The sequence below is a fragment of the Rhodopirellula islandica genome, from assembly GCF_001027925.1.
Classification (GTDB): domain Bacteria; phylum Planctomycetota; class Planctomycetia; order Pirellulales; family Pirellulaceae; genus Rhodopirellula; species Rhodopirellula islandica.
Map to the genome: position 1 here is coordinate 112,736 of NZ_LECT01000042.1, position 13,128 is coordinate 125,863.

Sequence of the window (13,128 nt, forward strand, 5' to 3'; positions counted from 1 at the left end):
CGCGGGGGGAAGGACACAAAGTGCAGGCTCGGTGCGTTCCCATCCATGACAAATCAAGGCTCGTCCCAAGCGGCCGTCATTAAACGGTCCCCCGTCGTTTTTTTCCAGGGACTCCTTGGGAATCTTGTAAAATCATTTGCCAGGACCGGATCGACCGACGCAGAGACCCGACGACGGGCTCAATGACCGCAGAGCGGCCCAGCAACGCGGCAAAGTCTCAGCGATACTGTTCGTGGCAAGCCGCACAGCTTTGCGTCACATCACCCACCGAGGCACGGACGCCGTCCCAGTCTTGTCGTTCGATCGCACTGACCACGCTGCTCGAATTGGTCGTCATCGCGCGGCTCAGTTCGGCGTAGTCGGGGTCATCGAAGTCATCCATGCCCTCTTGGATCAGAACCTCGCCGAGCATCGCCAGCAGCTCCGATTCCCGTTTCACCGCGTCGAGGTTCTCTTGCGTGGTGGCGGCATCGCGTGTGTGATCGCCCAGTGTATCCAACAGTTGTTCGGCGTATTCCATCAACGGTGATCGATCCGCGATCATGTGCCACTCGTTGACCTTTTCGGACGTTTGCGTCGCCGTGATGCTGGCACCGCTGACCAGATCTTGCAGGTCAGCCTTGCGAAGTTTGGCCTCGTTGTAGACCTGGGTCGATCCTGCCGCACTGTTGCGAGCCGTTCGCGCCATCACATCGCGAGCGGTGTGTGCATCGGACTTCCAACGCACATCTTCTTTGTGATCGGCAACGACCGCGAACAAAGTTGCCAACACAGAGAGGTTCAATCGAGCGTCTTGATACCCACCGCCGTTGAAGGCTCCCGGAGTCGTGATGACCGAGTCGTAGCGAAGCTTGATGCGTTTGATCTCATCCTCCAACGAGAGTGGCGAGACCAAACTCGCCCACTTGGATCCACCGGCCGAACTTTCTTCCGCAGCGGCTTCCGCTTGAGCCATTGCCTTTTCAGCTCCCGCGTCGCGGAGGTTTGCAAGCGATGGTCGCTCGCCACGAAACGCGGTCGCCGGATCCGCGAAGAACACGCGAGAAACCTCGTCCGCGTCAAATTTGGGCGGGCGAGCTCGTTGTTCCTGCGCGTCAACATTCGATGCCGTGCACGTCAACATCCCGACAGCAATCAGGAAGAATGACAGGCGAGGAAGGGCGAGCAATCGCATGGAGTCACAGTTCGAAGAGAATGGTAAGAGCAGAAGCGATGCAATGAAACCGTTAGCGCAACTCGATTCAGTCCGACCGTTTCGCTGCCAAATGTTCGGCAACCGCAGTCAGCAGCGGATCGATCGTTTGCGACTGAATTTGATGCGGCGGCGACCAAGGCCACCAACGTGACATCTCGTGTTCCGTCAGTTCAATTTTAACGACTTGCGGCAAGAACACCAAAAAATATCGCACGTGCTTTTGAAACGTTTGTCCCGGGCGATCGCGGTAGGTGACCGGGTATTGCAGGTCAAACTGAAAATCCGGATCAAATTCGCAGTCCTCTGCGGCAATGCCGGTCTCCTCTTCCAGTTCCCGCTTGGCAGCCATCAAGAAATCTTCGCCCTCATCGCAGTGCCCCTTGGGCAAATCCCAGCGATCGGGATGTCGCATCAAAAGGAAATGCGGGGACGGTTCCCGAGTCATCACCAACACACCGGCAGCACACACCGACGGGAATGCCGGTTCTTTCTTCTCACTTGTCATCTTGCTCCAATGCCACACCGGTTGAGACCGCGAATCGAGCTCCGCAACAACGCAGCCTGGTTTTCAATCACCGAGTTTCAGCCGTCGCATGCTTCCGCTTTCGAAACACTTCCATTGAACGAATCATGAAAATCTACACTCGCACGGGCGATTCCGGGACCACAGGTTTGTTTGGCGGGCCACGGGTTGCGAAGGACGACACGCGAATCGAAGCGTATGGGACAGTCGATGAATTGAACGCGACCCTGGGACAAGTTCGCTTTGCGTTGGGACAATCCACCAGCCACTCGTCCGAAGCCCAAGGAGCTTTGAGCCAGCTGGATGGCCGCCTGGTCAAAGTGCAGCACGAACTGTTTTCAATCGGCGCGGAATTGGCGTCACCACACCCCGACCAATTCGATTTGCGGGTGATCGGAAAACCCCACATCGAACGCCTGGAAGAATGGATCGATGACGCCGAGCAACACCTTCCTCCCCTGAAGCAGTTCATTCTCCCGGGAGGATCGGTTTTGGCGTCGCATGTCCACCTGTCGCGCGCGGTGTGCCGGCGGGCGGAGCGACGCGTCATTTCGCTGGCCGACGCTGTTCAAACCGAAACCCCGATCAGTGACTCCGTGATCATCTACCTGAATCGGTTGAGCGACTGGTTATTCGTCGTGTCCCGATTGGTGAACCAAATTCTGAATGTTCCGGATCAAATCTGGGAAAAACCGTGAGAATGCTCGCCTTCGGCTTGCCCGTCTGGTTCAATGACGTGGCGAGTGTACAATGATCTCAAATTCTCTGTTCGCATGTTTGTCGGAGCCGCACCTGTGAAAAAAGTTGAAGCCATTGTTCGTCACTTCAAACTCGAAGACGTCAAAAACGCGTTGACCGAGCAGGGGATTCACGGCATGACCGTCAGCGAAGTTCGCGGATTCGGTCGACAAAAAGGTCACACGGAGATCTATCGTGGGACGGAGTACGCCATTGACTTCGTTCCCAAAGTCAAAATTGAGGTCGTCTGCACCAGCGACAACCTGCAGACGGTGATCGACACGATTCTCCAAACGGCTCAAACCGGCCAGATCGGTGACGGCAAAATCTTTGTCACGAACCTCGAAGAATCGGTCCGCATCCGCACCGGTGAGCGTGGCGAAGAAGCGTTGTAAGCTTGCTAGATGGCGTCCAATGGTTCACTCCCCTCGTTGGCGCGGCAATGCCGTGACCGACTGAACGATGGACGCGGTCGTATCGAGTCTCGATTCCGAGCCGGTCTGCCCAGTGTCCAAACGGCGACCGCGCTGACAGATCTCTATGACGAAGTCATCGAGAAGATCTGGCAGGCATCGCTGGAGCGTGCCTCTTTAACGATCAAAGCCTCTCAGCTTTCACAGCTGAGCTTGGTGGCGCACGGCGGCTACGGCCGTCGTGATCTTTCGCCGTACAGCGATGCAGATTTGATGCTGCTGACGACTCGGCGAAGCGCTGCCGCGGCCGCCCAGGTGGCCAGCACCTTCGTGCGCGATGTCACCGACGCTGGGATCGACTGTGGTTTTTCAGTGCGGACGCCTCGCGAGTGCAGTTCCTTAGCTTGGGCCGACGCAAAAATCTACACGTCGCTCACTGAGTCGCGATTGTGCTTTGGCAGCGAACACACGTTCGATCGTTACTTCGATCGCTTTCGCTCCGGTGCACGCCGCCGACGCAACTACATGAACCACCAGTCCTTGATGGCTCGCCGCGAAGAACGGCAGAAATGGGGCGAAACGAACTACTTGCTGCGTCCCAATGTCAAGCGATCTCGCGGTGGACTGCGTGACATTCAATTGGTTCGCTGGCTCGGATTTGCGACCTACGGAGCGACCAGTCTCGAACAACTCAACAAGCTCAACGCTCTGTCAGACGAGGACTACGGCACGCTGCGACGCGCCCATGCGTTCATGTTGCGATTGCGGCATGAACTGCATTTCCGCAGCGGACGCGCGCAAGACGTTCTGGATCGTCCGACCCAAATGGATATCGCCGAAGATTGGGGATACCAAGGCCGATCCGGCGTGTTGCCAGTCGAGGACTTCATGCAGGACTACTTCGACCACACTCGTGGTGTTCGATACGTGGCCGCCTACTTCCACGATGACACTCGCATCCGCTCCCGAGCCGCAGGAGCCCTGGAATCCGTGATTTCCAGGCGGGTGGATGAGAACATTCGAATGGGCCCCACGCACATTTGGGTCAAAGCAAATGTCTTGGAAGCGTTCTCACAAAGTCTGTCGGATGTGCTGCGACTGATCCAACTCGCCAACCGCCATTCACGCCGAATCGCTCACCCCACGTGGCAAGCGATCCGCAAATCGATGCAAGATCGGGAACCATCCCCCCCCGACCAGCCTGCCGTCGATGCGTTCTTGGAACTGCTTCGTGAACCTGGACGCTTGGCTTCGCTACTGCGTCGTTTGCACGAACTTCGAATCTTGGATCAACTGATCCCCGCCATGGGACGTTGTCGAGGATTGCTTCAGTTCAACGCGTATCACAAGTACACCGTCGACGCGCACTGCATTCGAGCGGTGGAAGCAGCAACCGATCTGATCGATGCTGAAACCTCCATGGGGCGGCGGTATCGGCGTCTGAAAGACAAGACGCTATTGCACTTGGCGTTGCTGATTCACGACTTGGGCAAAGGGTACGAAGAAGACCACAGCGAAGTGGGACGCCGGATCGCGGGAGATGTCGCAGACCTTTTCCATCTGAGCGCTGACGATAAAGACACGTTGCAGTGGCTGATTCACAAACACTTGCTGATCAACGAAGTCGCCTTTCGGCATGATCTGAATGACCCCCAAGTGGTCCAGCAATTTGCCGCTGAAGTTGGATCGATCGCTCGCTTGGAATTGTTGTTGATCCACACCGTCGCCGATCTGCAAGCCGTTGGCCCAGACGTGCTCAACGATTGGAAAATGGGATTGATCGAGGACCTCTACCTTCGAGCCCGTCGCTATTTCGAAACGGGCAATTTGCCAGGCGAGAACGAATCGGAATTGGATTCCAAGATGGAACAAGTGATGGGAGCGCTCGGCGACATGGAGCTCGATCCTTCCTTGCTGGAATTCGCCAAAGACATGCCGTTGTCATTGCTGCGTCAACATTCCACCGACGATTTGATTCATGAGATGCATCAGGTCGGTGCATGGTTGAGCGAACATCCCGGGTGTTTCTGTGCCGGCGCGGTGGATCCCGCCGCGTCCGCCGTTCGGTACACCATCGTGCTGCGTCAGGGCGAACGTCGGATCGGGGTCTTCGCTCGGATCACGGCTGCATTTAGTGCCTGTGGTCTATCGATCATGCGTGCGAATGTGGAAACCGTCGGCGAAGATTTGCTGTGGGATCAATTCTGGGTCACGGACCCAGAACTGAAACAACGTCAATCTGAGTCGCGAATCGAGGAGGTTTGCCGAGTGGTGACCAAAGCGATCGACGATCCGGATTCAATCATGCCGACACCGCGACGAGTGTGGCAGACTCAGGGTGCCAAGGAACCTTCCAGTGTGTTGCTGTTGCCGACCAAAGTGGTGTTTGACAACGACACGTTTGATCATCAAACGATCCTGTCGATGTTCACTTACGATCGACCTGGCTTGCTGTCTGATATCTCAGGAACGTTGTCTCAGTTGGGCGTCGTGATTCAATTCGCAAAGATCGACACGCACTTGGATCAGATCGCGGACGTCTTTTACGTGACCAATTCGGACGGCACCCCCATCACGGATGCTCCCCGACAGGAAACCATCCGAAACGCATTGGTGGAAGCGGTCGCCCAGCCACTCGGCTAGCGTCGCTCCGAAACGGTTGGCTGCCTCTTTCCTGACTGTTCCATCAACAGGCTGTTAAGCCAAGGCCGTTTGCAGTTGGGCCAAGTGCTTTGGAAGAGCTTCCAAAACGTCGGCGTCTTCGTACTCAAAAACCACGTACCCCTGATAACCAGAGTCGCGAAGAATCTTTGCGATCCGGTCGTAGTCGGCTGGCGTCTTCTCACCAGTCCGAGATTTCATGACTGGTTTGACTTGCACATTGACCGCGTAAGGAGCACACGCTTCCAGGTCACCATAGGGATCGTCTGACACAAAGTTGCCGGTGTCGAGATTGATTCCAACCCATGGTGAATCGACTCGATCCATGATCTCTAACATCTGAGCCGCGCTCAATTGGCCGTGATTTTCGACGCCCAAGAACACACCCTTATTCGCAGCTTGTTCCGCACATCGATTGACGGCCACAACGGCTTCGTCCATTCGACTGGGTGATTTCGCCAATTGAGCCGCTGTTCCCGCAAAGAAACGAATGTGGGGGGCGCCCAAAGTGGCGGCCAAATCGATCCATCGCATCGCATCGCTGACTTCTTGTTCGTAACGCTTCCCAGGCCCCACCGTGAAATTGTTCCCGATCGCGGTCCCGCTGATGACCACCCCACGGGTGAACGCCTGGCGTCGCAGTTCCAGCAAGGAGGCTTCGGTTGGAAATCCATCTGGACCGGGCGTCATGAAATATCCGGTCAGCTCCGCGGCCTCGACGCCCATCGAGACGCAATAGTCCAGAAAATCGACCTGCGTCAATCCGTTGGATACATCACGGTTTGTGAACGAAACGCCCTTTGGAATTGGCTGAAACTTCTGTTGCTTGCCCTTCATGTAGCGGAAGTAAGGGCGAAGCGAATACCCAGCGATACCGATTCGAAATCGCGGTGGGCCGGAGCGTTCAATTGGCTCACGAGCGGGCAACGGTGAGGTGGCAAGCCCAGTGAACGCGATCCCGGATGCAGCAGCGGTGGCTTGCAAAAAAGATCTGCGTTTCAACAGGGACGTCCCGCGGCCTTTGTCACTCGTCCTCCCCTCTCCCCTCTCAGATGGAAGCCCAATGGTGGAAGAGGCACCCGCGGCAATGCGGGTGTCTGCGAGACGGACCGGCTTCGCGTCCTGTTGGTGACCTACGCGATGCGCTCGGCAATCAGGACTCGAAACAGTGACAGCGGGTTGGACTTCTCGCATTGCGTGACCTGGATGGGGAGTTCGTTGAGCAATTCTTCCACGTTCAGATCCGTTCGCCATCCCAGGTGCCGGGTTAAACTGCCGGCGGAGTCAACGACTCGAGCGATCAATGGGTTGGGGCTGCGGAAATGATTGATGACCAGAATTTTACCACCTGGACGACACACTCGCACGAGTTCACGCATCATTCGGTCCGGTCGCGAAACGACGCTGATCGTGTGAAACGAAGTCACCAGATCGAAACTCGCGTCTTCAAACGTCAGCTCTTCCGCGTTCATCGGCTGGACGGAAATATGATCCCATTCGCGTTGCTCAATCAGTTCTTCGGCTTCCGCCAACATCGATTCTGAGAGATCGACGCCGGTGACCTTGGCGTGCGCTGGGTAGGCGTCCAACGACAACCCGGTGCCGACACCAACTTCCAAGATCTTCGTGCCGGCAGAAATGTTGAGCGAGTCAACGGTCTTCAGAATGCGACGACGTGCCACCGCCGGCCACAGGGCCTGATAAGCCGGCACGAGGTTGTCGTAGAGCTTGCTCTCGTGCGGTTTTGGTTTTGCCCCACGCTTCTTCTTGGTGGTTCCGCCGTTCATCATCTCGCTTGGTTCGCGATTGCCTTCGCGAGCTGGAGTCGGTTCACCAACGGTTTTCGCGACTGCGGCGCCCGTCGGGGAGCTTGTTTCTGGTGCTTGATTCAATGATGACTCAGAATCCAACTCGAACATTTCAACCTCGTCCTCAGCGAATTGACGGCCTACACAGACTTCCTGGCGAAATCGCGTCGCAATCAACAATGAATTTGAATCACCACAGCAGTTTCGCAGATTTTGGCCTGCTGTCATGCCCGAACCACTCTCCAGAGACCAAAAGCTAGCGAATTTTGCGCCACAATTACATGAGCTCTTCTTCCAGCAAATGGCAGTAGGCGTCGTAACGCCTCGCATCGATTCGAGCGTCCGCGACTGCGTTCTTCACTGCGCAGTCATCTTCAGCCAGATGCAGGCAGTCTGGATAACGACAACCGCTCACATACGGACGCAAATCGGGCATCAATCCGGCCACTTCACTGGCACTGATGTCCCACAGCTGGAACTGCCGAATCCCCGGCGTGTCAAAAACAGCCCCCCCATCGGCGAGCGGAATCAGCTGAGAGGCTGTTGTCGTGTGTTTTCCCTTGTCATTGTCCGTGCTGACCGCGCCGATTGCCAATCCCAGGCCCGGCTGGACCACGTTGAGCAAACTGCTTTTTCCAACACCGCTCTGACCGGCCAAGGCGGTTTGCCGGTCCTTCAGCAACGCACGCAGGTAGTCAACATTCTGTCCGGTTTCCGCAGACGTGGGCAAAACCCGATAGCCAAGCGCTGAATAGACGCCAATCAAGGGTTGCAAATCAACCAAATCGATCAAGTCGACTTTGTTGATGATCACGATCGGTTCAATTTCGCATTGATGCGCGGTCAAAATCATCCGGTCGATCAACGCCGGTTTGATCCCCGGTTGCTCCGCGCTGGCGATGATCAGCATCGCATCGATGTTCGAGACCAAAACATGTTGCTTGCCGCGACTGGTCCGACTGATCATCCCCGTTCGCGGTTCGACTCGCTCGATCATTCCGTCCGCTTCGGACTTCAGTGACACGCCATCACGCGACTCAGCCCGAAACCACACTCGGTCGCCCGCCACGATGACGTTTCGTTGAGTTGTGCTGAGAGATTTCAGGACTTGGCGGACCGCGCAGGCGTACAAGACACCGTTGTCACCCAGCACCTTGCTCTGCAGGCCGTGAACGCTGAGCACTCGGCCTTGAAGCAATTTGTCTTCATCGACCGATAGCTGCACATGCATTCCGGCAGCTGATTCGGGCGTCGCATCCGCACCTTGGATGGTGCGTTTGCGAGTCAGTTCCCCTTTGCCTGTCAGCCGTTCGGATTGAACAGCGTCATCTTGCGAATCACCTTCGTGGAAATCACGAGTCAGATCACCACGCCGTACACGGCCTTGGTGCTTCTTTCGAAAATTCGCTCGGAGGTTTCCGCTTTGCTTCTTCGCCAAAGGTTCAATCTTCGCGTCGAGCGGAGGCATTGGACGTTCGTTCAGCGGCCCCTTCGGGTGCCATGATCTGCTCGACCTTGCCGTCTTCGTCGCCGGAACGCTTGTGAATCGAAGGGCCAATCAGCTCTGTCAATTCGACTTCGTTCAGCTCTTCGCGATCCAACAGCGCCCGGGTGATCGTTTCCAGTTGGCCACGATGTTCCCGCAGCAGCTGTTCCGCTTTCTGATCCGCTTCCATCAGGATCCGAGCCACCTCTTCGTCGATCAGTTCTTGTGTGTGTTCGCTGAACTGACGCTGCTGGTGAATCTCGCGACCCAAGAACGGATCTTCGTCACTGGTTTTGTAACTGACCGGTCCGATCTTCGCGCTCATGCCCCAGTGGGTGACCATCCGTCGAGCGATGCTGGTGGCGCGTTCCAAATCATTTTCGGCGCCCACGCAGGTTTCGGTGTAGATGATTTTCTCGGCCGCACGGCCCCCAAGCAACACGATCAATTGATGCTCAAGTTCCTTTTTGCTCATGCTCAAACGGTCTTCGTTTGGCACGTACTGAGTCACTCCCAAGGCACGACCACGCGGGATGATCGTGACTTTGTGAACAATGTGCGAACCTTCCAAATGCCAAGCCGTCAGGGTGTGCCCGGCTTCGTGGTAGGCAGTCTTTTCCTTCTCGCTGTCGAGCAAGACCTCTTCCCGCTTCGCGCCCATCAAAATCTTGTCGCGAGCGTAGTCAAAGTCGTTCATTTCAACGAGTTTTTTGTCGTTCCGAGCGGCCCACAGAGCAGCCTCGTTGACCATGTTGCGAATGTCGGCTCCGGTCAATCCGACCGTCCCCGCAGCCAAACGGTGCAGGTCAACATCGTCACCCAGCGGCACGTCGCGAACATGGACCTTGAAGATCTCTTCGCGGCCCTTCATCGTCGGACGTCCCACCGTGACGTGACGGTCAAAACGACCGGGACGCAGCAACGCGGGGTCCAAGACATCCGGACGGTTCGTCGCAGCGATCACGATCACAGCGTGAGCCCCACTGAAACCGTCCATTTCACCCAGAATCTGGTTCAGAGTTTGTTCCCGTTCATCGTGGCCTCCGCCCAAACCAGCGCCACGCTGCCGACCGACCGCATCGATCTCGTCGATGAAGATGATCGAAGGCGATTGCTCTTTCGCGGTCTTGAACAAGTCGCGAACACGACTGGCCCCCACCCCGACAAACATTTGAATGAATTCACTGCCGTTGACGCTAAAGAATGGCACATCGGCTTCACCAGCAACAGCGCGAGCCAACAGGGTCTTCCCGGTTCCTGGAGGCCCGTTCAGCAGAACCCCCTTGGGCACTTGGCCGCCAAGTTTCTGAAACTTCTCTGGCGTTTTCAGGAAGTCAACGATCTCCTGCAAATCCGCCTTCACGCCTTCGAGTCCAGCGACATCATTGAATGTGATGACCTTGTCGGTGGCTTCAAATCTTTTCGCGGGACTCTTGCTGAATCCTGACAAGAAACCGCCGCCCATCATGTCGTTGCGAGTGCGACGAATCATCATGAAGATGAAGAAGAAGATCGCGAGCGGCAAACCGACCAGAATCAACAGATTCAAAATCGCGGCCGTGTTGTCTGGTGGCGCGAACTCCCAGTCCTTGATCTTTCGCTTTTCAAGATCTTCCGCCAATTGAACGGCATAATCCGCGCCGGCAGGCCGGGTGAATTTGAATCGCTTCAGCAATTCCTTCGGTTTTGCGTCCCCGTCGGACGATTCGCTGGCAGGAATTTCTGGGCGAGTTTTGAACTCCCCGGAAACCTCGATGTCGCCAATGCGAACCGATTCAATGTTGTTTTTCTCGAGTTCACTTCGGAAGAAGCTCGCCGAGATCGTCGATGACGGTTCGGGTTGATTGAAAAACAGCATCGCGGCCAAGACCGTGATCACCAAGGCGATGATCATCGGATTTCCCCCACGGCGTCCCGTCGAGAGCTCTTCCTTGTTGGATTTGTCCGAAGAGTTCGATTCGGAATCCTTTTTCATACCGTTTTTTCCTCAAAATTCACTGTTCGTTGGCACTGGCGATGGCGCGTTGCCTCTCGCCAGTGCAAGGAGTGTACCGCGATGGTGGATCGTTGCCTAACCGGATGTCTCGATCTGAATCGAGGTGGCCAGCAGTTGCTCCCGAGACACGGGTTGGAGCGTCCTGGAGGTCGATTCGCGAAACTGAAGTCTAGCTTCCAAACTGTCTCATCTTCCCAAACAACCGAAATTCGCAATCCTGATCAAACTGGCTGCGACAGTTGTTCCGGGAGTTTTTTCTCGCCTGTTCCGATGGCCAAGCCACTTTGGCAGTCTTCGCGATCTTGTTTGACACAATCGACTGCCGCCGCCCGCCCCGAACCGCGGCGTGATCCAGGGTTTTCGCACGAAGCTGGCGTTTGCACTTTCACTGCCAATCACTGCTCAACCATTCCCAAACCAGAGGTTCGCAGCCATTGCCACGCCCGAAACCGGGTCGTGAGAATACGCCCCGCCCGATCAATTCGTTCGATCGTTGCAAGTCCGATCCGCTCGCGTCGAGAGATTCCCGGCTGAGCTGAACCTCAAACGGACCGAACGATCGCTCATCGCATCACTTTGTAGAGATGGCTTTTCGTCCGCAGCAACAACCCATGGCCGAATGGGACGGGGCTAGCAACTGTGAACTGTTCGTCGTCGTCCACTTCATTGGTGTGCAACAAGGTTGGTTCTGAATCGCCTCCGATGTGCTCCAGCACAGAAGTCGCTCCGGCTTCGTCGGTGATGTAGAGACGATCACCGACGATCAATGGCGAACTGCTGTAGCTGGCCCGCGTTCGCGCCAGCGAGGTCTCCCACAGCGTTTCTCCTGTTTCAGCCGACAGTGCGTACAGCGTTCCACGATCACGTTTGCCATCTGACATCACATACACGACACCATCGCGAGCCGCCGGTGTGGGGACATCCGACCCAACGTCATCGCGCATCCACAGAATGGCATCCTTCGCTGCGTTGGCATCTTCACCAGCTGCGATCAACTTTTCCATGTCGACTCCAGTCAAGGTGGCACCACGTGAGTAAGGACAAACGATGACGTTGCCGGTGATCACGGGCGATGCGATCGACCGAAAGTACTTTTCCTGGTCCGGATTGAATCCGCCGAGGGTGCCCAGTCGCTTGCCGGTTTTTGCATCCGTCAGCGTCAGGTGGTCGGCGCCCAACACAGCCACCACCGGTTTGCCATTCACTTCGGTTGCCAACGGGGTCGAGTAGCTTTGGGCGGCTTCTTCGGGAGCTGGCACCATTCGATCATCTTTCCACACCATTTCGCCGGACTCGATGTCGAATGCAACGATGTAGCTGGGCCCGGTTTGCATGACCGCGACGACCACCAAGTTGTCAATGATCATGGGCGAGGAACCAAGGTCCCACCAAAGCGTGTCCTCACCGAAACGTTCTTGCACATTGATGTGCCAAATGGATTTGCCGTCCAAGTCACAACAGGCCAAATCACCACTGCGGAAGTAGGCAACCACATGCTTGCCATCCGTGACGGGCGAAGGGTTGCTCCCGCTGCCTTTGCGGTGCTTGTTCCCGCGGTCTTCGCCCAGGGGAGTTTGGAACGCGATGTCCAACGAATCGATGTCGATGCCCAACAGATGATTCTTGCCATCAATGCCGCTGGTCAAAAACGCTCGGTCACCAACCACCACCGGCGTGCTGGCACCGCTTCCCGGCACCTTGCGATGGATCGAATCTGACTCCGACCACTGAATGGGATAATCGCCTTCAGGTGCAATGCCTTGTTGCGATCCACCGCGCCACTGCGACCAAACGACATTCCCGGTCCCCTTCGAATCGGCTGAAACGGGTTCCGCGGCGTCCATGGAAAGCGAGGACCAGGACACGGCTCCGAAACAAACCGCCAGGGCAGTCAAGCGAGTCAACGAGAGCGATGCCGGAGAAAGGAACTGGGACATCAAGCGGTCTCCACAAAGAGGGGCGGAAGGAGGCGGGGTGGGAAACCGCCATTGTGAAGCACCCGCGGCGCAATTGAAAGCACGTAGAACCGTCGTCGGTTGCACCCAAGCCGCAATTTCCGGGAGGAATGCCAGTCCCCGCCGAACCAACCCGAAAAACTTACTCCTCCGTATGGTGCCAGCCACCTTGATTTGACTTTGCTGCGGCGATGCATAGGATGCTTTTGTCTTGCCAATCCCTTTGGAGAGCAGAGCGATGCCGCGGCCTCAGCGATGTGAACAGTTTGATCCAAACGAAGTGGGAATCGTGCACGTGGTCCAGCGATGTGTGCGACGCGCCTTCCTCGCAGGGGTCGACCAAGCGACTGGCA

Annotated in this window: 10 protein-coding genes; 3 read left to right on the plus strand and 7 right to left on the minus strand. The window is 56.4% G+C overall.

The window, feature by feature from the left end:
* Positions 1 to 217: 217 nt before the first annotated feature.
* A complete protein-coding gene (locus tag RISK_RS20170) occupies positions 218 to 1,174 on the minus strand; it encodes a cytochrome c (RefSeq protein ID WP_047816118.1) in 957 nt (318 codons plus the stop codon).
* Between the two features lie 67 nt (positions 1,175 to 1,241).
* Positions 1,242 to 1,700 carry a bis(5'-nucleosyl)-tetraphosphatase gene (locus tag RISK_RS20175; RefSeq protein ID WP_047816119.1) on the minus strand — a complete coding sequence of 153 codons (459 nt, stop codon included), beginning with the start codon at positions 1,698 to 1,700 and terminating at the stop codon, positions 1,242 to 1,244.
* A gap of 125 nt (positions 1,701 to 1,825) precedes the next feature.
* Here RISK_RS20175 and RISK_RS20180 point away from each other — a divergent pair, with 125 nt between their 5' ends.
* The 3 genes from RISK_RS20180 to glnD all read left to right on the plus strand — a co-directional run bounded on the left by RISK_RS20180 (position 1,826) and on the right by glnD (position 5,512).
* On the plus strand, positions 1,826 to 2,416 hold the full coding sequence (locus RISK_RS20180; protein ID WP_047816120.1) for a cob(I)yrinic acid a,c-diamide adenosyltransferase: 591 nt from the start codon (positions 1,826 to 1,828) through the stop codon (positions 2,414 to 2,416).
* A 75-nt stretch (positions 2,417 to 2,491) separates the two neighbouring features.
* Entirely contained in the window at positions 2,492 to 2,851 is a 360-nt protein-coding gene (locus tag RISK_RS20185; protein WP_007325418.1) for a P-II family nitrogen regulator, read from the plus strand.
* Positions 2,852 to 2,860: 9 nt separating this feature from the next.
* Positions 2,861 to 5,512, plus strand: a complete 2,652-nt coding sequence (glnD, locus tag RISK_RS20190; protein ID WP_047816121.1) for a [protein-PII] uridylyltransferase — start codon at positions 2,861 to 2,863, stop codon at positions 5,510 to 5,512.
* A 54-nt stretch (positions 5,513 to 5,566) separates the two neighbouring features.
* Here the strand turns inward: glnD and RISK_RS20195 are convergent, their stop codons facing one another.
* The 5 genes from RISK_RS20195 to RISK_RS20215 form a co-directional block, all read right to left on the minus strand.
* Positions 5,567 to 6,514 carry a sugar phosphate isomerase/epimerase family protein gene (locus tag RISK_RS20195; RefSeq protein ID WP_047816122.1) on the minus strand — a complete coding sequence of 316 codons (948 nt, stop codon included), beginning with the start codon at positions 6,512 to 6,514 and terminating at the stop codon, positions 5,567 to 5,569.
* Positions 6,515 to 6,663: 149 nt separating this feature from the next.
* The gene (locus RISK_RS20200; RefSeq protein WP_047816147.1) at positions 6,664 to 7,449 is read right to left on the minus strand and encodes a class I SAM-dependent methyltransferase; all 786 of its coding nucleotides are present in this window, start codon (positions 7,447 to 7,449) and stop codon (positions 6,664 to 6,666) included.
* A gap of 166 nt (positions 7,450 to 7,615) precedes the next feature.
* Complete coding sequence (gene rsgA, locus RISK_RS20205; protein ID WP_047816148.1) at positions 7,616 to 8,776, minus strand: ribosome small subunit-dependent GTPase A; 1,161 nt, start codon at positions 8,774 to 8,776, stop codon at positions 7,616 to 7,618.
* A gap of 4 nt (positions 8,777 to 8,780) precedes the next feature.
* Positions 8,781 to 10,799: an ATP-dependent zinc metalloprotease FtsH gene (gene ftsH / locus RISK_RS20210; protein ID WP_047816123.1), complete on the minus strand. Its 2,019-nt coding sequence runs from the start codon at positions 10,797 to 10,799 to the stop codon at positions 8,781 to 8,783.
* A 584-nt stretch (positions 10,800 to 11,383) separates the two neighbouring features.
* Positions 11,384 to 12,757 (minus strand): outer membrane protein assembly factor BamB family protein, encoded by a 1,374-nt coding sequence (locus RISK_RS20215; RefSeq protein WP_047816124.1) that lies wholly within the window; start codon positions 12,755 to 12,757, stop codon positions 11,384 to 11,386.
* Positions 12,758 to 13,128: the final 371 nt, after the last annotated feature.